Raw genomic sequence first — 23638 nt, forward strand, 5'->3', positions numbered from 1 at the left:
GGGAGCAAGCTCCCTTGCCACAGGGTTTTGCATGAGTCCGAGTGGCTCATCTTTTACCCATGGTTTTTCATAAGGAACCCCTGCGATGTCCCTGCATCCGGAACTCAACGCCTTCCTCGACCTGGCCGAAGAAAGCCAGGCCGACGGCCCCGGGCCGTTTCACCTGTCGACGCCGGCCCAGGCCCGCGAGGCGTTCGAGCGCACCACCGGGCAATTGCGCTGGGACGCTCCGGCGTATGTGCAGTGTGCCGCTCACGCATTCACTGCCCGTGACGGCGCGACGCTGGCGCTGCGTCTGTATCGTCCCGCCACGGCTTCGGCCCAGGCGCTGCCGGTGCTGGTGTACTTTCACGGCGGCGGCTATGTGGTCGGCAGCCTGGCATCCCACGACGGCGTCTGCCGCGAATTCTGCGCCCGGACACCGTGCGCGGTGTTGTCGGTGGGCTATCGCCTGGCTCCGGAGCACACCTTCCCGACCCCGCTGAACGACGGCGCCGACGCCCTCGACTGGCTGGCCCGGCAGGCCCGCGCCGAAGGCCTGGACGTCAGCCGCGTGGCGTTCGGCGGCGACAGCGTCGGCGCGACACTGGCGACGGTGCTGGCGCTGCAAGCGGCCCTGGAACCCGCTGCCCTGGCGATCCAGCCGTGTTTTCAATTGCTCTGTTACCCGGTGACCGATGCGTCCACCAGCAGCCCGTCCACCGAGCTGTTCGGCGAAGGCTATTTGCTGGAGAGCGAAACCCTCGAGTGGTTCTACCGGCACTACGCCAATGAGCCCACCGATCGCCTGGACTGGCGTTTCTCACCATTGCTGGCGCCCGGTTGCCCAGGCCTGGCCCCGGCCCTGATCGCCCTGGCCGGTCATGACCCGCTGCTCGACGAAGGCCGCGCCTACGCCCGGCGTTTGCAGGAGCAGGGGGTGAGCGTGGAACTGATCGAATACACCGGCCTGATCCACGATTACCTGCGCTTGCAGAGCGTGGTGCCGGAGATTGACGAGGTGTACGCGCAATTGAGCCAAGCCTTGCGGACTGCATTGACCGCCTGAAATACCACAAACTGCCTGAGGCACCACAATCCCTTGTGGGAGCGAGCTTGCTCGCGATAGCGGAGTGTCAGCCAAGATTATTTTGCTGATCCACCGCCATCGCGAGCAAGCTCGCTCCCACAGTTGTTTTAGGGTGATTTCAAGATTTGCATCTGCCACACATCCTCTGTGGCAGGGTTTCAGGATTGGCAGACACAAAAAAACCGGGCCAGGCCCGGTTTTTTGTGGGGTGTCGCCTAGAAGTCGTAGGTCACGTCCAGCGAGGCCACGCGTTCCTGGCCGTAGTAGCAGCCGAACGAGTAGTTGCAGTGGGACACGTACTCGCGGTCGAAGACGTTCTGCACGTTCAGGCTGGTGGTGACGCCGCGCAGGCTCGAGGTGGCCTTGCCCATGTCATAGCTGATGGTGGTGTCGAACACGGTGAAGGCCGGTACGTCGAACGAGTTGGCCGCGTCGCCCGGCTTGCGGCCGGTGTGGCGGGCGCCTGCGCCGAAGGTCAGGCCATTGAGGACGGCCTGGGTGAAGTGGTAGTCGACCCACAGCGTGGCGGAGAACGGTGCCTGTTGCTCGCTGCGGTTGCCCTCGTTGCCGTAGTTGTCCTTGGTGTAGAACGAGTCGAGGTAGGTGGCGGCGGCCATGACGTCGATGTTGTCGAGGGTGGATTTGACTTCCAGTTCAACCCCCCGTGAACGCACCTGGCCCGACTGGATCGAGTTCTGCGGATCGGCGGGGTCGGCGGTGACCAGGTTCTTCTGTTTGATCTGGAACACCGAGGCGGTAATCATCGTCTTGTCGAACGGCTGGTACTTCACGCCCACTTCGTATTGTTCGCCTTCGGTCGGCTTGAAGGCGTCGCCGCTGGCGTCCGTGCCCGTGGTCGGCAGGAAGGATTCCGAGTAGCTGATGTACGGCGCCAGGCCGAAATCGGTGACATAGGTCAGGCCCACCCGGCCGGTGAACTTGTTATCGCGCAGTGAGGAAACGGTGCCCGCCAGCAGGTCCTTGTTGTCCACTTCGGCCCAGTCCTGGCGGCCGCCCACGGTCAGGATCCACTTGTCCAGCTTGATCTGGTCCTGCAGGTAGACGCCGGTCTGGCGAACGGTGTTGTCCCACTTGGTGTCCAGCGTTGGGGTTACGCTGCCGGTGTCGTAGTTGTTGTTATTGCCGTACAGGTCGATCGGCGCGACGTTGTAGGCGTTGTAGCCATCGTACTTACGGTTGAAGTGACGATAGTCCACGCCCGCCAGGGTGGTGTGTTCCAGGGCGCCGGTATTGAATTTGTACTCCACGTTGTTATCGACGGTGTAGGCGGTGTTGTGCTGTTGCCAGTCGAGTTTTACGCGGTTGGCCTGGGTCTGGTCAGTGACGCCTCCGGTGGTGACGAAGCTGCGCAGGTAGAAGCCCCGGTACTGGTCGCGCACATCGGTATAACGCGCAGTGGAGCGGAATTTCAGGTCATCGGTGATGTTGTGGCTGAAGTCGTAGCCCAGGATGAACTGGTCACGCTTGTAGTCGTTCCAGCGCGTGTCGCCAGAGAAGAAGTCCCGGTCGATTCGCTGGCCGTTGGGGCCGCGCTCCAGGGAACCGATCCGCGGCAGCGCCTGGTAGTCTTCCAGGCCATCGTCGCGTTGGATCTGCGCCAGCACGGTCAGCGAGGTGTCGTCGCTGGGCGCCCAGGTCAGGCTCGGTGCCAGCAGCATGCGTTCGCTGTGGGTGTGATCGACCTGCTGGTTGCCTTTTTTCGCCACGCCGATGACGCGGTAGCTGAACTCCTTCTGGTCGTCGATCGGACCGCTGGTGTCGAACGCGCCGTTGACCCGGCTGTAGCTGCCCGCGCCCAGCTTGATCTGGCTGCGCTGTTCCGTGGTCGGGCGCTTGGAGACCATGTTGATCAGGCCACCGGGCTGGTTCTGCCCATACAGCACCGACGAAGGGCCCTTGAGCACTTCGATGCGCTCCAGGGTGTACGGATCGATTTGCGGCGCGCCGCCGAGGCTGCCGGCATAGGGCAGGTAGGCGCCGTCGAGGTAGAGCGGCGTGGGCGAGAAACCCCGGCTGGTGATTTCGTCAGCGATGGTGTTGCGGTCGGTGAAGCCGCCGGTGTTCAGGCCCGGCGTGTAGCGCAAGGCCTGGGTCAGGTTGCGCGCGCCCTGGGTGGCGACCTGCTCGGCGGTGACCACGTTGATGGTCTGCGGGATCTCCAGGATCGGCGTGTCGGTCTTGGTGCCGGTGGCGCTGCGGGTGGCGACGTAGCCGTCCACCGGGCCGTAGGCGGTTTCCGCGGATTTACCGGTGATGGTCGTGGCGCCCAGTTCCAGCGAATTCCCCGTTGTCCTGGCGCGCACGCTGACCGTGTTGCCCTGGATGGTGAACATGACGCCGGTCCCCGCCAGCATCTGCGACAACGCTTGAGCCGGCGACAACCGACCGCTGACCGGTTGGCTGCGCAGGCCCTGGACATCATCGGCACTGTAGAGCACTTGCATGTTCGATTGATTGCTCAATGCCTGCAGGGCGCTCGCCAGCGACTGCGCCGGAATGTTGAGGTCGACTTCCTGTGCCTGGACCTGTGCGCTGAACGGCATGGCCAGCGCCAGGCTGAATGCGCTGGCGCTGAAGCCTGGTTGCAGCAGGCGGCGCATGATCAGTGCCTTGGTAAAACGTGGAATCCCCGGAGTTGCTGGCATGTGTTTCACTCTTGCAGGTTTTAGTTTTAATAGGGGTGTAGTTGTCATCAATTCTTAATTAGGACGCACGACCCGGAAAAAACCAGAATGAGAATCGTGATTATTTACGCCGATTGCAGTTCGGTGACCACCCGGCCGGCTTCCATGCGCACCAATTGGTCGGCCACGTCGAAGTAACGGTCGTCGTGGGAAATCACGATGATGGTCTTGCCCAGGCGCTTGAGGTCCGGCAGCAGCTCGGTGTAGAAAATCCGCCGGAAGGTCGGGTCCTGGTCGGCGGCCCATTCGTCGAACACCAGCACCGGGCGTTCTTCCAGCCACGCATTGACCAGTGCCAGGCGCTTGCGCTGGCCGGTGGACAGGTCGGTGGTGGTGAAGGCGCCGTCGCGCACGCTGACCTTGTGGGCGATTTCCAGGCGTTGCAGGTATTTATTGGCGTCGTCCGGGATATGGGTGTCGCCCTGGACGATGTCGTCGAACAGGTAGTAGTCGGCAAAAATCGTCGTGAACAACTGGCGATAATCGTCGCGGGTCACGGCCGTCACCACGTGGTCATTGAGGCGGATTTCCCCTTGTTGCGGCGCGTACAGGCCCAGCAGCAGTTTGATCAGCGTGGTTTTGCCGCAACCGTTTTCACCCACGATGAACACAATGTCGCCCTGGTCGATCTTCAGGTTCACCGGTCCCAGGCGGAACGGCGTGGCGCCTTCCACCGCCGGGAAGCTGTAGGCCACGTTGCTCAGTTCCAGCGTCTGCACCAAGGTTTTCGGCTGGCCCTGGTCGTTGAGCAACAGGTGCGGTTCAGGGGATGAAAACTGCTCCGACAATTCGGCGATGCGGCGGAAGGCGATCTGGGCGCGGCTGACGATCGGCAGGGTGCCGATCAGGTGTTCCAGCGGGCCTTTCATGTACAGCAACACCAGCACGAAACCACTCATCACCGCTTTGTCGGCGCTTGGCCACAGCGATTGCAGGGCCAGGGCCAGGCCGATCACCACGAAGAACAGCATCGAGCCGAAGGTCTTGGCGATCACGAAAATGTTCACTGAGCGGATCTGAGTGTCGCAGATCTTGTCGGCGGTGTGTTCGATGCCCGAGACGAACATGCGTTGCCGCCGGGGGCGATGGATGCGCAGTTCCTTGGCGCCTTCGGCGATGGCGTTGTAGTGCTTCTGCAATTCGTCCTCGGAATCGCGAGCCTCCATGAAGCCCTTGATCCCACGACCGCGGGCGATGTACTGGACCACGGTGCCGATGACAATCGCCACGACCATCATCAGGAACATCGGCCACGACAGCATGGCCAGGTAACCCATGCAGCCGAGGGTGACGGTCAGGGAAATGGCCAGGGGAGCGAAGGCGAAGGCGAAATCGCTGATGGTGTCGACGTCGTGAGTCAGCACCGGGATCAGGCGATGGCTGCGGTAGCGTTCGATCTGCTGGATGGGCGCCGACAGGACTTTTTCCCCCAGCTCCTTGCGCAGCTTGGCGATGATCTTCTGGCCGACGTAGTTGGTGCCGATGTCGGAACAGATGGAACTGACCAGGGCCAGCAGGCACAACCCGGCGAACACGCCCACGACGGTGGCGCTCAGCCCACCTTCGGCGTGTAGCACCTTGTTGATGGTCGCCAGCAGCACGGTCACGCTCAGGCCACCGACCATGCCCAGCAGGATGGCGCCGATGACAATCAGCCGGAAGGGTTTGAGCAGGGTGAACAATTCATTGATCACCCCGCGTTTTGGTTGGCTCATGGAGGTTTCCCTGCTAGATGAAAGGGCGAAGGCCATCGCGGGGCATTCACCGCATGGGCTGGAGGACGGCGGCACGCCGGGTTGGGGCGCGCCCACCTGTAGAACGATTGGTAAGAGAGGGGATTTAACGAGGAATCGCCTGACACACATTATTGTGGCGAGGGAGCTTGCTCCCGCCGGGCTGCGAAGCGGCCCCAGGATTTTACGGTCGCTACGCAACCGAGCGGGAGCAAGCTCCCTCGCCACAAGATTCTGCTTTCAGCCGAATTGGCGAAGCGAACTCACATATCCCGCGCCACGCGAAAACCGATCCAGTCCCCCCGATTGCCCGGCACCAGCGCGTTGCGGTTGCCGGAGCGGGAGAACACCGGCGCTTCGCCCCAGTCGTTGCCGCGGATGCGTTTGAATTCGCACTTGCCGGTCAGCCAGGCGCTGCCGTCGCTCGGGGCGCCCACATAGTTTTCGTTGTAGCAATCGGCGGTCCATTCGTAGATGTTGCCGTGCATGTCGTACACGCCGAAGGCGTTGGGCGCGAAGCTGCCGGCCGGGGCGGTGAAGTTGTAGCCGTCGGCCGCGCCGTAGGTGTTGGCGTGCTGGGCGATGCTGTATTCCTTGCCTTCATCGAACGGGAAGGGGAACGGCCCGGTGCTGCCGCCGCGTGCGGCGTATTCGCGCAGGGACTCGCTGACCAGCCGGTATTGTTTGCCGGTTTTTTTCGACAGCCACGCCACGTAGGCATTGGCTTCGTCGAAGTCCATGCACACCGCCGGGTGCCGGTCGGTGTATTGCTTGCGCGGGTCGCTGCCCTGGTAGTCCGGGATGCCAGCCTTGCACGCTCGACCGGGACGCTCATCGCCGTCGGGCATGGTGTAGCCGGTGTCGCGCAGGTAGGCGAACCATTCGCCCTTGAGCACTTGGAAGCGACTGATCGCCACGGGCTTGGCGAATGTCACCGGGTGCATCGGCCCTTCATCGGGTTCGCGGCCGACTTCGTCGTCCGGGGTGCCCATCTGGAAGGTGCCGGTGGGCAGCACGACCATTTCCGGGCAATCCTTGCAGTCGCGAAAGACCTGGCCCGGTTGCGATGCCTGGGCGCCGGAGGGCAGCAGGGCGGCGAGGGCCAGTGCCGGGAGTAGCTTCAGCGAAAAACTGTTCATCCATCTCTCTCGATAAGGTCAAAAAGGTTCGGCTCAGAGCGTTTTGCCCAGCAACCCCATGAAGCGATCGATCTCGGCTTCGGTGTTGAGCAGCCCCGGCGCGGTGCGGACCACCGGTCCCGCATCGCGATGCACGGCGTCGGCGATCACACGGTTCTTCATCAGGTAAGCGGCGACCTCGTCGCTGTCGCGGCCCTTGACCCGGAAGAAGGTGAAACCGGCGGACAGCGCCGGGCTCATGGGGGTGATCAGCTCGATCTGCGGTTGTGCCACCAGCTGTTTTTTCAGGTAGCTGTTGAGGGCGTGGATCCGTTCCTGCACCTCGGCCTTGCCCAGTTGCAGGTGCAGCTTGAAGGCTTCGTCGGCGGCCCAGCGGTGCTCGAAGGCGTGATAGCCCCCCGGGGTCATGACGGTGGAGAACGTCGTGGCTTCGGAAAAGGTCGGAATGATCGGCGTGACGTACTTGAGTTCTTCACTGCGGCTGCACACCAAGCCGGTGCCCCGTGGGCCGAACATCCACTTGTGGGTGCCGGCAATGAAAAAGTCGCAATTCATGGCGGGGAAGCTGAGGTCTTCGACGCCGAAACCGTGCACGCCGTCCACCACATAGATGATCCGCTGCTCATCGCTGCGGCCTTGGTTGTGCTTGTCCACCAGGGCACCGATCTTGTCGATGGGCAGCTTCACGCCGCTGCCCGAGTGCACCCAGGTCATGCCCAGTACCCGGGTTTCGGGGCGGATGTTGCGGTCGATGGCCGTGAGGATCTGCTCATGGCTGGCGTCGTGGGCGTTCTCGAACAGCTTGATCTTGCGCACCCGTGTGCCGCTGCGTTGAGTGCGCAGGTCGAGGATGGTGTGGGTGGCGTAGTGTTCGTGGGCGGTGGTGAGGATTTCCTGGTCGGCCGCCACGTGGACGCCGCCATAGATGATCGACAGGCCTTCGGTGGTGCTGCCGGTGAGGGCGATTTGCTTGGGCGAAGCTTGCAGGTAGCGGCCGGCCCAGGTGCGAACGTTTTCCTCACGCTCTTCGGTGACGCCCAAGTCCCAGTCCATCAACAGCCCCGGGTTTTTATCCAGGGCGGCGCGGTGCCGGTCGATGGCCTCGCGCACCGGGCGCGGGTGGGTGGTGACGAGGAAATTGGAGAAGTGCAGGTAGTCCGGATCCTGGTTGAACAGCAAGCGCAATTGCGCCCATTTATCCTTGGGCAGCGGTGGCAGCGGATCGGCGCTGGCCGTGGCGGGCATGCTGGCGGCCAGGGGCAGGCCGGCGGCGAGGATCCCGGCCTGCTTCAGGAAGGTGCGACGCTCATTCATGGCTGGGCCGCCTTCTGGGTCGAGGCGATGGCGGGGCGGGCGGCTTTCTGCACCTGATCCCAGACCCGCAGGAAATTGCCGCCCCACAGTTTGGCGATGTCGGCTTCGGAGTAGCCGCGGGTCAGCAGTTCGGCGGTGACGTTGCGGATGTCGCCGACGTTCTCCCAGCCTTTCACGCCGCCACCTTCGTTGAAGTCCGAGCTGATGCCGACGTGGTCGATGCCGATCTTGCGCACGGCGTAGTCGATGGCGTCCCCCAGGTCCTTGAGGCTGGCCTTGGGTTCTTCTTCGAGGATGCCGTAGAGCTGGCCGGCGTATTCGCCGAACTTCTGTTCCGGCCAGGCGGCGATGATCGGGTCGCCGGGCATCAGCGCCATCGCCAGGTTGGGCAGCGGCGGCAGGTCGAAGCGTTCGCGCAGGGCGTTGAGTCTGTCCTGGGTCTTTTGCGTCAGTGGGCGCAGGTACTGGGAGAAACCGACGATCTGCACCACGCCGCCGCTGGCCTTGATCAGTTGCATTTCCTTGTCGCTGAGGTTGCGCGGTATGTCCACCATCGCCCGAGGTGCCGAATGAGAGGCCACCAACGGCGTGCGACTCAGTTGCGCGACTTGCTCCAGGGCCAGGGTCGACATCTGCGATACGTCGATGATCACGCCCAGGTCGTTCAGGCGTGTCACCGCTTGCTTGCCGATGTCCGACAGGCCGCCCAGGGCATCGGGCGAGTCGTTGAAGAACGGCAGTGGGCGGGAGGAGTCGGCCCAGTCGTTGTTGCCGATGTAGCTGAAGCCGAACATGCGCATGCCCCGCGCCGTCCACAGGTCCAGCAGGCTCAGGTCATGGCCGAGGGGGTAGGCGTTGAGCATGCTGATGAAAATCGCGAATTTTCCTTCGCCGTGCAGACGGCGGAAATCATCCGGGGTGTAGGCGATGGCGACCTGGTTGGGAAAGTCCCGGACCAGGCCGGTGATGATCTTGTAGCGCACTTCCTGCTGGTTGCGCGCTTCCTCGACAAAACCGGCGGTGGGCTTGTGCGGCGCGTTGGGCCCGTTCCACAACTCGGGCCAGCCGAACACCGTCAGGGCCGCGCCGGACAGATGGCCGCGGTTGGCTTTGACCAGGTCGAACTGGCCGCTGCCGTCCTTGTCGGCCTCATTGCCGGCGGTGCCGAAATCGAGCGGCACGGTGATGTGGCTGTCGAAGGACAGCAGGCGTTCGTGCAGTTCCCTGGCCTCTTTCATCACTTTGACCGGGTAGCCGGGGTTGTCCCGCCACCAATGGTCCCAAGCCGCGACGCCCGCACCGACGGCCAACGCCAGGGCCAGGGGCAGGCCGATGAAAAGAGCCTTTTTCGAACGAGGTGTTGTCATTGCCGATCTCAGTCAGGTTCGCCTTGGAAGGACAGGCGCGGGGCCTTTGCTATCTGGGGAGAACGAGTGATCGGGCGGGAAATTTAGGCGCTCTCGGGGCCGCCATCGCGAGCAAGCTCGCTCCCACAATTTGGAATGCGCTCACCTGTGGGAGCGAGCTTGCTCGCGAAGGCGGCCTTGAAACCAACCTGATTTTTGGGAATGTACGCAAATCCATTGTGGGAGCGAGCCTGCTCGCGATGAGGCCTCCACTGCCTCCCTATAAATTTGTCAGCCCACCCCTCGTTCTAGCTTGGATAAAGCCCGCTCCAGGGCTGGACACAGGTAAGGCAATGACGATTTCTCGACGATGGTTCATGGCAGGCCTGGCGCTGACCGGTGCCGCCGTGCCTGCGGTGTATTACGGGCATCGCGAACTGACCCGGCCGGACCCGACCATTACCCCCGGCGAGGCCTCGTTCGACGTGGCTGACGTGGCGGGCCAGCGCCGGGCCGATACGTTGCGGGGCATCTGGACGATCCGTTTCACCGGCCGCGACGCCGGTCTCGAAGGCCTGCCGCAGGACGATCTGCAGATCTTCCTCGATATCGGCCAGAGGGGCCGTGGCCTGGTGGGGTACCTCGACAGCGCCGAACGCTTGCGCGGCGTCGAAGAGCCGCATTATCGGGTGTTGGGCGACCTGGCCGGAACCGACCCGAAACAACTGAGCTGGCGGTTGATGGGGGCTCGGCATGACGCGCCGGACTATGAATTCATCATGACCCTGGACGAAGTCTGGGCTGGTTTCGGCAATGCCGGCAGCGCCACCCTCAGCGGCCGGGTGTTGCGCCTGGACCGCCCCTTGGCGTTGCCTGAACAGGACAATCATTTCATCGCCGTCAAGCAGCGCTTTCCCGAGGCGCGGGAGCGCACGCCGCTGAGCCCGGCGCTGCTGGCCTGGCTAGTGTCACCCGAGCATCGGCTGTTCCACCAGCTCTGGCACGCCTCGCGGGACAAATGGCACACCTTGGACGAAGACAAGCGCAACGCCCTGCGCGGCATCGGCTGGCAGCCCGGCCCACGGGACCAGGAGCGTGATGCCCGCGGGCCGCGCAAGGATCGCAATGGCTCGGGCGTGGACTTCTTTTTCATGCACCGGCACATGCTCGGCACCGCTCGATCGTTCCAGGCGCTGCCGTCGTGGCCACGCTTTCCCTTGCCGCAACCGGAGCTGGAGCGCGATCGCCAGGGGTTCGCCCGCTACCTCGATAACCACGATGGCACGTCCTTGCCGCCGACCTGGTTGGCCGACGGCGACGAGCAGTACGCCCAGTGGGTCAGCGACATCAAGACCGCCGAGACCTACCACAGCAATTTTCAGGTCTGGGAATCGCGCTACCGCGACCCGCGCTACCTGTCGAAACTGACCCTGGGCCAGTTTGGTTCGGAAGTGGAACTGGGCCTGCACGACTGGCTGCACATGCGCTGGGCCTCGGTGCCGCGCGACCCGTCCAACGGCCACCCGGTGCCGTTCGCCCGCGACCCGGCGGACTTCGCCCAGCGCTGGTACGCCCCGGAGAATGACTTTCTCGGCGATCCGTTTTCTTCCCACGTGAGCCCGGTGTTCTGGGCCTTCCACGGCTGGATCGACGACCGCCTCGAAGACTGGTTCCGTGCCCACGAGCGTTTCCACCCGGGGGAAGTGAGCCGGCTCGAGGTCAACGGCGTGCCCTGGTTCGCCCCGGGCCGCTGGGTCGAAATCGCCGACCCCTGGCTGGGCCCGGACACCCACGGTTGCAGCACCACCCCAGGGCTGCAGGTTGGGCGCTCGGTGGAGATGGACCCGGAAACCATGAAGCTGGCGTTGCGCATCACCTTCGGCAGCGATGACAAAAAGCTCTCCGAACTGTTCCGCCGGGTGCCGCAACGGCCGTGGTATGCGCGTCATCTCAAGAGTAAGCCGGTGTAAATCCCGCCATCCCAAAAAGCTGAAGTGAACGCAGTTGTGGCGAGGGAGCAAGCTCCCTCGCCACGGATGTCACTCGGCTTGAGGATGTGCGTTTAGCGCGGCGCGGCGATGTCCAGGGCGCGGTTTGCCAACAGTTCTGCCAACTCGATCATTTGCTGAATGCCCAGCGCAAAATGGCGCCGCGGGCCTTCCAATTCAAAGGCCTGCTCGCTGGCCATGACGTTGACCGAAGCGAGGGTCTCGCTGAGGTTGGCCAGCAGGCATTCCATGTCCGCGCCTTCTGCCACGGTGAACAACTGGCCCGGTGGTGGGTTGGGTTTTTCGGGTTTGGGGTCGAGGTAAAAGGCGAGGGCGCGGTCGGCGGCATCGTTGAGTTTTTTGGACTCGTCTTCGGGGGGATTGGGGGTGATCTTGAACATGGTGTAACTCCTAGTATTCATTTTCAGGAGCCGACACCATCGCTACCAAACGATTGGGTGGCGGCCGTACGCGGGTTGGTAGACCGGAGCACTAGGAACCCGGCGCGCCCGAAGACGCCCTGCGCACGGCCACCATGAAACAGACACCGAGAGAGCGTCTGTAGGAGGTGGCGCTTGCGCCTAGTTGACTCGCGGGCTACCAAACCCGATCGCTGAAATCAGCGACCCGGAAACAGTAAAAGCCACGAGCCAGGCGCACAAGCCGGCGGATTCTGGCGTAGTTGTAGGCAATGACGCAAGGCAACGTAGCCTCGCTCGGGAGTCCTACATGGCCGGATAAACAGAACCAAAGCCGACTCCCATTTATGAAGCGTGGGACTTATCTGTGGCGAGGGAGCTTGCTCCCGCTGGGGCGCGAAGCGGCCCCAAACCAGCCCCCTCAAAACCTCTGTCCCACCGAGGTGCCGGCCATTGGGGCTGCTGCGCAGCCCAGCGGGAGCAAGCTCCCTCGCCACAGGTATCACTCAGCTCGGCCATCTGCTGGATCCCCAGGGCAAAACTGTGGGAGCAAGGCTTGCCCGCGATGCAGGCACCTCGGTCCCCGGAAACCGTGTCGCCTTGATTGCGGGCAAGCCTTGCTCCCACAGAAGATAAGTTTCCCTCTCTTTCATTTGTCACTTGGCTTGAAGGTGTGTTCGAGGCCTACATCACCCGCCAACCCCCACCCAACGCCTTGTACAACGCCACGCTCGCCTGTACCCGCGCCAACCTTAACTGCACGTTCATGTCCTGGGCAGCGTACAGCGTGCGCTGGGTTTCCAGTACGGTGAGCAGGTCTTCGGCGCCGGCCTGGTAGCGGCGCTGGGCGATGTCGAAGGCGGTCTGGGCCTGGTGCAGTTCTTCGCTTTGCCATTGCCGTTGCTGGTCCAGGCCGTGGATGCCGTTGAGGGCTTTTTCGACGTCGGCGAAGCCGTTGATGATGGCGGCGCGATAGAGCTCCAGCAGTTCTTCCTGGCGGGCGGTGGCTTTGTCCCGTTCGGCACTCAGGCGGCCGTTGTTGAAGATCGGGGCGGCCAGGCCGGCGCTGAGGTTGTAGACGTTGTTGCGCAGCAACTGGTCGGCGATGTCGGCGCCGGTGGCCAGGCTCAGGCCCAGGGTCATGGTGGGCAGCATGGCGGCGCGGGCCACGGTGATGTCGGCCTGGGCGGCAGCCAGGCGCGCTTCGGCGGCGGCGATGTCCGGGCGGCGGCGCAATAGTTCGCTGGGCACGCCGGCGTCGATGGCGGGCCAGTGCAAGCGGTCGAAACGGTCGTCGTCGAGCCTGACCGATTGCACCGGTTGCCCCAGCAGCGTCGCCAGGGTGATCACGGCCTCCCGGGCCTGTTGCTGCACTTGGGGCACGCGGCGTTGCTGGGCCGCCACCAGGCTTTTTTGCTGGGACAGTTCCAGGGCCGTGGCGCTGCCGGCGTCGTAGCGGGTCTGGACCAGGTCGAGTACGCGTTGGGCGTTGTCCAGGTTCTGTTCGGCGATGCGTTGTTGCTCGCGCAGGGACAACGCCTGGGTGTAGCTGTTGGCGACGCCGCTGAGCAGGGTCAACTCCACGGTCGCCCGGTCGAACTGGCTGGCCGACAGCGTGCTCAGCGCACTGTCCCGGGCCGCCCGCTTGCCACCCCAGAAGTCCAGCTCATAGGTGGCGCTGAGGTTGGCGTCGTAGTAGTCGATGGTGCGGTTGTCCCGATCCACGTCCAGTTGGCTGTAGCCTTTGCCGTGCAACAATTCCTGGCGATTGCCGTTGAGCCCGGCCGTGACCGCCGGCAGCAACGGCGCCCCGGCGATCACTGCGCTGGCCTGGGCCTGGCGCACCCGGGCCATGGCGGCGGCCAGGTCGTGGCTGTCCCGGCGCGCCTGTTCAATCAGGCGGTCCAGCTGGGGGCTGCCGAAGTGCGTCCACCATTGCTGGTTATCCGTTTGGGCGCTGGGTGTATCGAGGTGCTGCCAGGCCGGTGGCGGCTGGATGCCGCTGTCCGGTGCCGACGCCGGGGTGGCGCAGGCCACCAGCAACAGGCTGGCGGCCAGGAGGGTCAGGTGCGCTTTCATAGGGTGGGGTTCATTCACTGGTGAGGGCCGCGACGGGGTCGAGGCGGGCGGCCTTGCGGGCGGGCATGAAGCCGAAGACAACGCCGGTGACCAGGGCGCAGCCGAAGGCGCCGAACACCGCCAGCCATTCGAAGGCCACGGCGATCTTGCCCAGCAATAAGGCGCCACCCACCAGCAGGGCCAGGCCGATACCGGCGAGCCCGCCAACCACCGAGAGCATCACCGCTTCGGTGAGGAATTGGCGCAGGATGTCGCGCTGCCGGGCGCCGGTGGCCATGCGGATACCGATCTCCCGGGTCCGTTCGCGCACGGTCATGAGCATGATGTTCATCACGCCGATGCCGCCCACCAACAGCGAAATCGCCGCGATGGCCCCGAGCATCAGCGACAGCGTGCCCTGGGTGCGGGCCTCTGCCTGGATCATCGCGGCGTTGTTGGTCAGCTCGAAATCCTGCTTGCCGTCGTGCAGGCGCAACAGGGTGCGGGAGACCGCCTGTTCGGCCTCCTTGACCTTGCCCGCGTCACGGGCGGCGATCACCACGTATTCGGGATGGCGCGTGCCGAACAACCGCACGCTGGCGGCGGAGTAGGGCACGGCGATGCGATTGTCGGCGTCCGAATCCCCGGAGCTGGCGCCTTTTTCCGCCAGTACGCCGACCACCTGGAACGGCATGTTCTCGATCAGGATGTAGCGGCCGATGGGGTCGGCGACGTCCTTGAGCAGTTTCTGCCGGACCTTGTGGCCGATCACCGCCACCGCCGCGGCGCCGCGTTCATCGGCGTCGCTGAAGTAACTGCCTTCGGCCACCGGCCAATTGAAGATGGCCGGGAAATTCGTGTCGTTGCCGCCGACGTAGCTGGTGTGGTCGAGGTTGCCGAAACGCACGCTGGCTTCGGCGCCGTTGACCGGCATGATGCGCTGCACTTCGGGCAGGTCGGCGAGGGCGGCCAGGTCGTATTCGCTGATGATACCCTTGGCGGCTCGCGGTGTGGGCGCGCTGCCGTTGAGGTAGATGATGTTCGAGCCGAACGCGCCCATCTGGGCCATGACCTGACGCTTGCTGCCTTCGCCCACGGCCAGCATCACCACCACCGAGGCCACGCCGATGACAATGCCGAGCAGGGTCAGGGCGGTGCGAAAGCGATTGATCCACATCACCCGCCACGCGGCCTGTACCGCGTCCACCAGTTCGCCTTTCCAGGCGCCGTTGTGTTCGCTGCCGGCGCTCAGGCGCTGGCGCAGGTCCACGGCTTGCAGGGCCTTGGGATTGGCGTGTACCTCGTGTGGCGAAGAGGGGGCGCTGTCACTGATGATCAGCCCATCGCGGATCTCGATGATGCGCTTGGCCCGGGCCGCCACTTCGCGGTCATGGGTGATCAGGATCACCACGTGGCCCTGGCTCGCCAGTTCGTCGAGCAACGCCATGACCTCGATGCCGCTCTGGCTGTCGAGGGCGCCAGTGGGTTCGTCGGCGAGAATGATGTGGCCGCCGTTCATCAAGGCCCGGGCAATCGACACCCGCTGCTGCTGACCACCGGAGAGTTGATGGGGGCGGTTGCCGGTACGGCTGGCCAGGCCCAGGCGGTCGAGCAGGGCACCGGCCCGGGCGTGGCGCTCGGCGGCGGAGGTGCCGGCATAGATGGCCGGCATCTCGACGTTTTCCTGGGCGGTGCCGGACGGGATCAGGTGATAGCCCTGGAACACGAAGCCGAACGCTTCGCGCCGCAGCCAGGCCAGCTCGTCACTGCCCAGGCCGGCGACGTCTTCGCCGGCGAAACGGTACTCACCGCTGGTGGGGCGGTCGAGGCAGCCGAGGATGTTCATCAGGGTGGATTTACCGGAGCCGGACGCCCCGACAATCGCCAGGAATTCCCCGGCGTGAATGGACAAATCGATGCCGCGCAGCACCTCCACCCGAGGGCTGTCGCCGCCGCCGTAGGCCTTGCGAATGTCCCGCAGTTCGATCAGGGGCGTGTTCATTCAGCCTCCGCTGCCGCCGGCCGGGCCGATCAGCACCCGGTCGCCTTCGCTCAGGCCGTCGACAATCTGCGTGCGCAGCCGATCGCTGACGCCGGTGCGAACGGTGCGCGGCTGGACGTCGCCATTGTCGGCCAACACCCGCACCTGACCGGCGTCCTGCAGGGCGGCGATGGGCACGGTCAGCACGTCCTTGGCCTGGGCGGCGACGAAAAACACCTGGGCGGTCATGTCGGTCATCAGCGCGCGGTCGGCGTTGTCGACGTCCAGCAACACGGTGTAGAGCACCACCCGCTCGCTGCCGCTGCGGCCTCCGGTGGGGCTGCCGCCCTGGCTGGCCTCCAGCGGGCGTGGCGGCATGGGGAGGATCTGGCGAACGGTGCTGCTCCAGCGACGGCTGCCGCCGGCCAGGGTGGTGAAGTAGGCGGTCATGCCCGGCTTGACGTGGCCGATGTCGGCTTCCGAGACTTCGGCCCAGACCGTCATCGGCGACAGCCGGGCGATGCGCAGGATCAGCGGGGTTTGCTGCTGGGCGTTGAGGGTCTGGCCTTCCCGGGCACCGACGGCGACCACGGTGCCGCTCATCGGTGCATAGATGCGCGTGTAGCCCAGCTCGGCCTCGTCGCTGCGCAGGCTGGCCTGGGCCTGGCGGATCTGGGCCTGGAACATGTCGATGCGCGCCTGGGTCGCCCGCACTTCGGCCTGGGCGGTCTGCACGTCTTCCTCGCGGGTGGCGCCGCCGGCCTTGAGTTGCTGCTGGCGGCGGAATTTCTGCTGCGCCAGGTCGTGCTGGGCACGCTGTTCCTGAAGCTGGGCCTTGAGGTTCTCGATCGAAAAACGCCCGGCGTCGAGCCTGGCTTTTTGCGTGGACGGGTCGATCTCCACCAGCAGTTGGCCTTCGCGCACTTCGTCGCCGGCCTCCACGTGAATCTTCTGGATCTGCCCGGACGCCTGGGCGCCGACGTCGACATAACGCCGCGGTTGCAAGGTGCCCAGGGCGGTGACGCTGTTTTCGATATCGCCACGGGTGACGGGGGCGGTGACCAGGGGCGCACGGCTGGGCACCACCGCTTGCCACGCGGCGAAAGCCACGGCCGGAAGCAGGGCGAAGGTGAGAAGCCAGGCGCGTCGGGTAGGGCGGGGACGTTTCATGCAGGGTTCCGGCCGGTGATATCGGGCCCGTCCCAGGAAGGGCAGGGATGGGGGGCTGTCTGGTAAACGAGCGCTTTGGACGGGAATTTACTGGCTTGAAACACTTGGTAGCAGGTTGGCGAATCAGCCGAAGCGACCCCGAACCCTGTGGCGAGGGAGCTTGCTCCCGCTGGGCTGCGCAGCAGGCCCGAAAAAGACGCCTCCTTGAACCTGGAGGATCCGGGACTCAGGTTTCAGGGCCGCTTCGCGCCCCAGCGGGAGCAAGCTCCCTCGCCACAAAAGCCAGGGGCCGACGCCTCGTCAACTGAACGAATCAACCCCGATACAAACCAACGCTTTAAATCTATATGAGAATTACTATAAATTACGCGATCGAATTTGCCATTATCGTGCCATGCCCTTTTCAGGCTTGCCGGGTGGCACAGGGATAGCTGGCGCGGCCATTGCGCACGGGAGTCATGTTGGAAAACTACTATCGCGAGCTGGTGTGTTTCCTGAACGCCAAGCTAGGCAACCGCCAGGCGGCCGAGGATGTGGTGCATGACGCCTATGTGCGGGTGCTGGAGCGTGCCAGCGACACGCCCATCGAACAGCCTCGGGCGTTCCTCTACCGCACGGCGCTGAACCTGGTGATCGACGGGCACCGACGCAACGTCCTGCGCCAGGTCGAATCCCTGGATGTGCTGGACAGCGAAGAGCGCTTCTTCACGCCATCGCCCCACACCAGTCTCGACCATGGTCAGCGCCTGGACATGCTGCAACGGGCCCTGGCCGAGCTGTCGCCGCTGTGCCGCGAGAGTTTCCTGCTGCGCAAGCTCGAAGGCCTATCCCACCCGCAAATCGCCGAGCGCCTGGGCATTTCCCGGGCACTGGTGGAGAAGCACATCGTCAACGCCATGAAGCACTGCCGCGGTCGCGTGCGTCAGTGGGACGCGCCCTGATTCGAGCGTCGCCGGTCACCCGACGGTAAATTTTTTTTCACTGTCCTCGTTCCTCTCAACAGACGACTTGCCGGCGCCTCCAGTGCCGGTCAGGTTCCCCAGGCTTTTCGTGCCCTGTTGAGGGGCTTTTCCAGAGGACACTGGACATGACACAGGCAATTGCATCGCCCATCGTTCACGACTTGATCGGCATTGGTTTCGGCCCTTCGAACCTGGCGCTGGCCATCGCGCTGCAGGAGCGGGGGCCGGTCCAGGGTGAACTGGACGTGCTGTTCCTCGACAAGCAGGCCGACTACCGCTGGCACGGCAACACCCTGGTGACCCAGAGCGAGTTGCAGATTTCCTTCCTCAAGGACCTGGTGACCCTGCGCAACCCCACCAGCCCCTATTCGTTCGTCAATTACCTCAAGCACCATGGCCGCCTGGTGGACTTCATCAACCTCGGCACCTTCTACCCGTGCCGCATGGAGTTCAATGACTACCTGCGCTGGGTGGCCGGGCACTTCAGCGCACAGAGCCGCTACGGCGAGGAAGTGCTGCGCATCGAACCGGTGCTGCACAACCAGCAGGTCGAAGCGCTGCGGGTGATTTCCCGCGACGGCCAGGGCGAAGAGCTGGTCCGCACCACCCGCTCGCTGGTGGTCAGCGCCGGCGGCACCGCGCGCATTCCCGAGGCGTTCAAGGCGTTCAAGGATGACGCGCGGGTATTTCACCATTCCCAGTACCTGGAGCGCATGGCGGGCCAACCGTGCGTGAAGGGCCAGCCGATGAAGATCGCCATCATCGGCGGAGGGCAGAGCGCGGCCGAGGCCTTCATCGACCTCAACGACAGTTTCCCTTCGGTACAGGTCGACATGATCCTGCGCGGCTCGGCCCTCAAGCCGGCGGACGACAGCCCGTTTGTCAACGAAGTGTTCTCGCCGGAATTCACCGACCTGGTGTTCCAGCAACCCCACAGCGAGCGCGAGCGCCTGGTCAACGAGTACCACAACACCAACTATTCGGTGGTGGACATCGACCTGATCGAGCGTATCTACGGGATTTTCTATCGCCAGAAAGTCTCTGGCATCGCCCGCCATGCATTCCGCACCCTCACCACGGTGGAGAAAGCCACGGCCACCGACGCCGGTGTGGAACTGGCGGTGCGCAACAACGCCACCGGCGAGCTGACGGTACGCCGTTATGACGCCGTGGTGCTGGCCACCGGTTACGAGCGGCAGATGCACCGCACCCTGCTGGAGCCGCTGGCGCAGTACCTGGGGGATTTCGAGGTGGACCGCAATTACAAGCTGATTACCGACGAGCGCTGCAAGGCGGCGATCTACATGCAGGGCTTCTGCCAGGCCAGCCATGGCCTGAGCGATACGCTGCTGTCGATCCTGCCGGTGCGTGCCGATGAGATTGCCGGCTCGCTCTATGAGCACGGGAACAATCGCGGGCAAGCGCGTCCGGTGCGCGACTTGCTGTTGGCCGCTGTATAGGCCCTGTGGGAACGAGTCACTCGCCGGACATCCATCAACCAACGCAACCCCTGTGGGAGCGAGCTTGCTCGCGATGGCGTCAGTTCAGCCAATATTGAAGTGACTGACACTACGCCTTCGCGAGCAAGCTCGCTCCCACAGGTCATAGGCCCGCTCTCTGGTCACTCGCAGGAAATTCTTCAGAAATTTCCTACACTCACTTCACAGCCTCCTGCTGTTTGAAAGGCTCGGTTCGCTGTTCCCTCGTATTGGCAGTCTGAACCCTCAGCCGGTCCACCCTGACTGAATGTACAGTCGAAGGTGCGCCGGGCCGACTACGCCAAGCGAAACACCCTGACCAGATGATGCTGCTTTTACGCACAGGCCTGGTGGCGCTGTTGCTGGGCTCATTGAGCGTGGCGCCACCGGTAGGCGCGACCCCTGAGTCGTTGCAGGTGCTCGGGCGCTCCAATGTGGATGATTATTCGGTGTCCCTGGATACTGCCGACTGGGCCTGGCTGCGCCAGAAGGGCACGTTGCTGCTGGGCGCCTCGGCGCCGGACTATGCGCCTTTCAGCATCACCGGCAATGGTCGCGACTACGAAGGCCTGACTGCCGACTATGCGCAACTGCTGGGGCAACTCTTGCACGTCAAGGTGCAGGTCCAGCGCTATCCGTCCCACGCCGAAGCGCTCCAGGCCCTGCGCGGCGGCGAGATCGATCTGCTCGGCACCGCCAACGGTTTCGAAGCCGCCGATCCGGACCTGGCGATGTCCCAGGCCTATGCCGATGACCTGCCCACCCTGGTGGCCCGCATCGACGACAGCCAGGACTTGCCCACGGACCTGGCGGGCAAGCGGGTGGCCATGCTGTATCACTATTTGCCGCCGGAGACGGTCAAGGGGTTTTATCCCGAGGCTTCGTTGCAACTGTTCCCCTCCACCTTGAGTGCCATCGGCGCCGTGGCGTTTGGTCAGGCCGATGTCTACCTGGGGGATTCGATCAGTTCCAACTACCTGATCAGCAAGAACTACCTGAACAATGTGCAACTGGCCGATTTCTCGCGGATGGAAGTGCAGCCGTTCGCTTTTGCGGTCAGCCGCGACAACGGGCGCGTGTTGCGCATCGTCAATGCCGCGCTGCATGCCATTCCCGCCAGCGAACGCATGATCATCCTGCGGCGTTGGAGCGCCGGCGGGGCGAGCATGCCCGGTCAGCAGGCGCTGCATTTCAGCGTCAACGAACAGCGTTGGCTGGACGCCCACCCACGCATCAAAGTCGCCGCCAATGAAAACTTCCTGCCGCTGACGTTCTTCGATGAACAAGGCCATTTGCGCGGCATCGGCGCCGATGTGCTGGCCCGGATCAGCTTGCGCACCGGTTTGAAGTTCGATGTGCAGCGGGGCGACTCGGTTGACGATTTGATCGGGCAGATCAAGAGCGGCAAGGCCGACGTCCTGGCAACCGCCATACCCAGCGCCGAACTCGAGGACGAGTTGCGCTTCACCCGACCCTACCTGACGAACCCGTTCGTGTTGGTGGTGCCGATCAGGGCCAGAGCGCTGACCTTGGACCAGATGGCGGGCAAGCGCGTGGCGCTGGTGCGTGGCAACGTGCTGCGCGAGTTCTTGCTGGAGCAGTTCCCCCGCGTGCAGTTGGTGGCGGCGCAGAATGCGGCCGACGCCATGGCCATGGTCGCCGCCGGCACGGCAGACGCAGCGATCAATCCGCTGATCAGCGCCCGCTACATGATTTCCCGCCAGTACCGCGACACGCTGCAAGTCACCAGCACCGTGGGCACCTTGCCCGCGCACATCGCCCTGGCGACGAACCGGGGCGCATTGGCGCTTTACTCGATTCTGGACAAGGCGCTGTTGAGTATTTCCCCGGAAGAAATGGACGAGCTGACCAACCGCTGGCGCAGTGAGGTGGTGATCGACGACAGTTATTGGCTGCGCAACCGCACCACGATCCTCCAGGGGTTCGCCGTTGCTGCGCTGCTGTTGCTGGTGGCCTTGGGCTGGGGCATTTATCTGCGGCGGCTGTTGGAACAGTTGCGCGTGGCCAAGGAAAGCGCCGACGAGGCCAATCGGGCCAAGACCACCTTCGTGGCGACCATGAGCCATGAGATCCGCACGCCGATGAATGCGGTGATCGGCCTGCTGGAGCTGGCCCTGAAAAAAGCCGACCAGGGCGTCGTCGACCGATTCGCCATCGAGGTCGCGTCGGGTGCGGCCCATGGCATGCTGGACCTGATCGGCGACATCCTCGACATCGCCCGCATCGAGTCGGGCAAGTTGTCGCTGGCGCCGCAACGGGCCAATCTGCATACGTTGATCGAGTCGGTGGCGCGGATTTTCGAGGGCCTGGCCTGGCAGAAACACCTGCGCTTGCATTGGGTGCTGGATGCCGGACTCGACCGCGACGTGTTGATTGATCCATTGCGTTTCAAGCAGATCGTCTCGAACCTGTTGAGCAACGCCATCAAGTTCACCGACCAGGGCGAAGTGCGCCTGAGTGTGCGCGGCGAGCCGGCTCCCGGGCACGACCGCCTGGGTCTTTGCCTGCGGGTGGAGGACACCGGTTGCGGTATTTCCCCCGAGGATCAGCGCCGCCTGTTCAGCCCCTTTGCCCAGGCCGGACAGCACCCGCAGTCGGCTCGCAGCGGTTCCGGGTTGGGGTTGGTCATCAGCCGGACGTTGTGCGAAATGATGGGGGGCACCCTGGTGTTGCACAGCGTGCCGGGGGAGGGCACGCAGGTCGAGGTTCTGCTGGACTTGCCCTTGCTCGATGCACTGCCGGCGGCGCCTGCCGAGGTCGAGGCGCTGCTGCCGGTCCCGGCGCTGAGTATCCTGGTGGTCGACGACTACCCGGCCAACCGTTTGCTGCTGTCCCAGCAATTGGGCTACCTGGGCCATCGCGTCCGGGAGGCACAGAACGGTGTCGACGCTCTGCAGGCCTGGCGCAGCGAACCCTTCGATGTGGTCATCACCGACTGCAACATGCCCTTGATGAGCGGCTACGAACTGGCCCGTACCGTTCGCGCCGAAGAGCGCGATCGTAGCCTGTCGCCAGTGGTGATCCTGGGGTTCACGGCCAACGCCCAGCCCGAGGAAAAGCAGCGCTGCGTCGAAGCCGGGATGGACGATTGCCTGTTCAAGCCCATCGGCCTCAAGGCACTCAATGCGTGCCTGGCTTCGGTCATGCCGGATGCGCGGGCGCCCCAGTCCAGCGATGGCCTGGACCTGAGCGGCCTGGAGCAACTGACCGGTGGCGACACCAGTGCGATCAGGGCGTTGCTGGAGGAACTGGTCAGCAGCAATGCCGAAGATCAAGCGCGGCTGCTGGACTTGGCCACCCGACAGGACTTGCCGGGCCTGGCGGACCTGGCGCACCGGATCAAGGGCGGGGCGCGGATCATCCAGGCGCAACGCCTGATCGCCGCCTGCGAGGCGCTGGAAAGCGCGTGTCGAGGGAACGACACGGTGCTGCTCGCCGAAGCCGTGGAAGACCTTCGCCAAGCCATCGAGCACCTGGCGGAACGACTGAAAACCCACCTGGAGGAATAGGCGCTATAGGAACTTTATGAACTGACGAGTGCAACGAGGCTGGGATCTTTCCAAAGCTCCTTGAATCCCAAGCGAACGATCAAGATCGCAGGCTTCGCCAGTGCCTACAAAGTGCCTAGGGGGATAAATTCCCTCGCCATAGGGGCTGTGTCTGTCCTTATTTTAGGAATAGTCCTACATCGCCCTTCAAACGCTTCCTCTAGCCTGAGCGCCCTGAATGTTCTTGAGCCGGTGCCTACCTGGCGCGTTGCTATTGGAAAGCTTGCCATGCCGAACAAAGCACTCCGTATCCTGATTGCCGACCCACAACAGACCCATCGAATCGTGCTGGAACGTCTGTTCAACCAACAGGGCTACCACCGGATTGTCCCCGTGAGTCATTTGCAGGAATTGCTCACGCTGGTGGAGTACGGCAGCGAGCCGTTCGACCTGATTGTCGTCAACGGGGCGTTGGCGGACGGGGCGTTGGACCTGCACGATTTTGTCATCTACAACCCGCAGGTGCGTCACGGGATGATTTACAACGCGCAACCGGCCAGTCAGTCGCCGGTGCCAGTGGCGCGTCGATCGAACGTGCATCTGAGCCAGGCGCCACTGCCAGATCTCGCGTCACTGCGACGCCTGATGGAGCGGGTCGATCCTCATGTCCATGAGCCGCTGCAAGCGTGGGGGCGCCCCCTCAGGCAGGGGCATGGACACTGAACCAGACCGTTGGTCCGCACTGTCAGGTTTGACAGGTGGCAGGG

General features: G+C 64.0%; 15 protein-coding genes. 6 read left to right on the forward strand and 9 right to left on the reverse strand.

What is annotated here, in order from left to right; translation table 11 throughout:
• The first annotated feature begins 85 nt into the window (after positions 1-85).
• Positions 86-1048 (forward strand): alpha/beta hydrolase, encoded by a 963-nt coding sequence (locus tag BLO80_RS05315; RefSeq protein WP_092331500.1) that lies wholly within the window; start codon positions 86-88, stop codon positions 1046-1048.
• A gap of 236 nt (positions 1049-1284) precedes the next feature.
• Here the strand turns inward: BLO80_RS05315 and BLO80_RS05320 are convergent, their stop codons facing one another.
• From BLO80_RS05320 to pvdM, 5 genes are all read right to left on the reverse strand, one after another.
• A complete protein-coding gene (locus BLO80_RS05320) occupies positions 1285-3735 on the reverse strand; it encodes a TonB-dependent siderophore receptor (RefSeq protein ID WP_092331498.1) in 2451 nt (816 codons plus the stop codon).
• A 104-nt stretch (positions 3736-3839) separates the two neighbouring features.
• Positions 3840-5489 (reverse strand): cyclic peptide export ABC transporter, encoded by a 1650-nt coding sequence (locus BLO80_RS05325; protein ID WP_092331495.1) that lies wholly within the window; start codon positions 5487-5489, stop codon positions 3840-3842.
• 281 nt (positions 5490-5770) lie between these two features.
• Positions 5771-6646: a dihydropyoverdine dehydrogenase gene (locus BLO80_RS05330; RefSeq protein ID WP_092331492.1), complete on the reverse strand. Its 876-nt coding sequence runs from the start codon at positions 6644-6646 to the stop codon at positions 5771-5773.
• 33 nt (positions 6647-6679) lie between these two features.
• A complete protein-coding gene (locus tag BLO80_RS05335) occupies positions 6680-7960 on the reverse strand; it encodes a pyoverdine-tailoring periplasmic protein PvdN (protein WP_092331490.1) in 1281 nt (426 codons plus the stop codon).
• Entirely contained in the window at positions 7957-9327 is a 1371-nt protein-coding gene (gene pvdM, locus BLO80_RS05340; protein WP_092331487.1) for a pyoverdine-tailoring dipeptidase-like protein PvdM, read from the reverse strand. Before pvdM ends, BLO80_RS05335 begins: the two co-directional genes overlap by 4 nt.
• Before the next feature lie 332 nt (positions 9328-9659).
• Between pvdM and BLO80_RS05345 the strand changes: the two genes are divergently transcribed.
• Positions 9660-11276 (forward strand): pyoverdine maturation tyrosinase PvdP, encoded by a 1617-nt coding sequence (locus BLO80_RS05345; protein WP_092331485.1) that lies wholly within the window; start codon positions 9660-9662, stop codon positions 11274-11276.
• 92 nt (positions 11277-11368) lie between these two features.
• Here BLO80_RS05345 and BLO80_RS05350 read toward each other — a convergent pair whose 3' ends face one another.
• The 4 genes from BLO80_RS05350 to BLO80_RS05365 all read right to left on the reverse strand — a co-directional run bounded on the left by BLO80_RS05350 (position 11369) and on the right by BLO80_RS05365 (position 16922).
• Positions 11369-11695, reverse strand: coding sequence for a DUF6124 family protein (locus BLO80_RS05350; protein WP_092331482.1), 327 nt, complete (start codon positions 11693-11695; stop codon positions 11369-11371).
• A gap of 702 nt (positions 11696-12397) precedes the next feature.
• On the reverse strand, positions 12398-13792 hold the full coding sequence (locus BLO80_RS05355) for an efflux transporter outer membrane subunit (RefSeq protein WP_092331480.1): 1395 nt from the start codon (positions 13790-13792) through the stop codon (positions 12398-12400).
• A 10-nt stretch (positions 13793-13802) separates the two neighbouring features.
• A complete protein-coding gene (locus tag BLO80_RS05360; RefSeq protein WP_092331477.1) occupies positions 13803-15773 on the reverse strand; it encodes a MacB family efflux pump subunit in 1971 nt (656 codons plus the stop codon).
• Positions 15774-16922: an efflux RND transporter periplasmic adaptor subunit gene (locus BLO80_RS05365; protein WP_092331475.1), complete on the reverse strand. Its 1149-nt coding sequence runs from the start codon at positions 16920-16922 to the stop codon at positions 15774-15776.
• 458 nt (positions 16923-17380) lie between these two features.
• Between BLO80_RS05365 and BLO80_RS05370 the strand changes: the two genes are divergently transcribed.
• The 4 genes from BLO80_RS05370 (at position 17381) to BLO80_RS05385 (ending at position 23594) form a co-directional block, all read left to right on the forward strand.
• Entirely contained in the window at positions 17381-17863 is a 483-nt protein-coding gene (locus BLO80_RS05370) for a sigma-70 family RNA polymerase sigma factor (RefSeq protein ID WP_092331472.1), read from the forward strand.
• A 146-nt stretch (positions 17864-18009) separates the two neighbouring features.
• Entirely contained in the window at positions 18010-19344 is a 1335-nt protein-coding gene (locus BLO80_RS05375; RefSeq protein ID WP_092331469.1) for a lysine N(6)-hydroxylase/L-ornithine N(5)-oxygenase family protein, read from the forward strand.
• A 341-nt stretch (positions 19345-19685) separates the two neighbouring features.
• Positions 19686-22892 (forward strand): ATP-binding protein, encoded by a 3207-nt coding sequence (locus BLO80_RS05380; RefSeq protein WP_092331468.1) that lies wholly within the window; start codon positions 19686-19688, stop codon positions 22890-22892.
• Between the two features lie 267 nt (positions 22893-23159).
• Positions 23160-23594: a PleD family two-component system response regulator gene (locus BLO80_RS05385; RefSeq protein WP_092331465.1), complete on the forward strand. Its 435-nt coding sequence runs from the start codon at positions 23160-23162 to the stop codon at positions 23592-23594.
• Positions 23595-23638: the final 44 nt, after the last annotated feature.

The sequence above is a fragment of the Pseudomonas sp. NFACC56-3 genome, from assembly GCF_900100025.1.
GTDB lineage: Bacteria > Pseudomonadota > Gammaproteobacteria > Pseudomonadales > Pseudomonadaceae > Aquipseudomonas > Aquipseudomonas fluorescens_AA.

Coding starts and splice junctions, on each gene's coding strand:
- BLO80_RS05315 (WP_092331500.1), top strand. CDS start 86: ATGTCCCTGCATCCGGAACTCAACGCCTTCCTCGACCTGGCCGAAGAA.
- BLO80_RS05320 (WP_092331498.1), bottom strand. CDS start 3,735: ATGCCAGCAACTCCGGGGATTCCACGTTTTACCAAGGCACTGATCATG.
- BLO80_RS05325 (WP_092331495.1), bottom strand. CDS start 5,489: ATGAGCCAACCAAAACGCGGGGTGATCAATGAATTGTTCACCCTGCTC.
- BLO80_RS05330 (WP_092331492.1), bottom strand. CDS start 6,646: ATGAACAGTTTTTCGCTGAAGCTACTCCCGGCACTGGCCCTCGCCGCC.
- BLO80_RS05335 (WP_092331490.1), bottom strand. CDS start 7,960: ATGAATGAGCGTCGCACCTTCCTGAAGCAGGCCGGGATCCTCGCCGCC.
- pvdM (WP_092331487.1), bottom strand. CDS start 9,327: ATGACAACACCTCGTTCGAAAAAGGCTCTTTTCATCGGCCTGCCCCTG.
- BLO80_RS05345 (WP_092331485.1), top strand. CDS start 9,660: ATGACGATTTCTCGACGATGGTTCATGGCAGGCCTGGCGCTGACCGGT.
- BLO80_RS05350 (WP_092331482.1), bottom strand. CDS start 11,695: ATGTTCAAGATCACCCCCAATCCCCCCGAAGACGAGTCCAAAAAACTC.
- BLO80_RS05355 (WP_092331480.1), bottom strand. CDS start 13,792: ATGAAAGCGCACCTGACCCTCCTGGCCGCCAGCCTGTTGCTGGTGGCC.
- BLO80_RS05360 (WP_092331477.1), bottom strand. CDS start 15,773: ATGAACACGCCCCTGATCGAACTGCGGGACATTCGCAAGGCCTACGGC.
- BLO80_RS05365 (WP_092331475.1), bottom strand. CDS start 16,922: ATGAAACGTCCCCGCCCTACCCGACGCGCCTGGCTTCTCACCTTCGCC.
- BLO80_RS05370 (WP_092331472.1), top strand. CDS start 17,381: ATGTTGGAAAACTACTATCGCGAGCTGGTGTGTTTCCTGAACGCCAAG.
- BLO80_RS05375 (WP_092331469.1), top strand. CDS start 18,010: ATGACACAGGCAATTGCATCGCCCATCGTTCACGACTTGATCGGCATT.
- BLO80_RS05380 (WP_092331468.1), top strand. CDS start 19,686: ATGATGCTGCTTTTACGCACAGGCCTGGTGGCGCTGTTGCTGGGCTCA.
- BLO80_RS05385 (WP_092331465.1), top strand. CDS start 23,160: ATGCCGAACAAAGCACTCCGTATCCTGATTGCCGACCCACAACAGACC.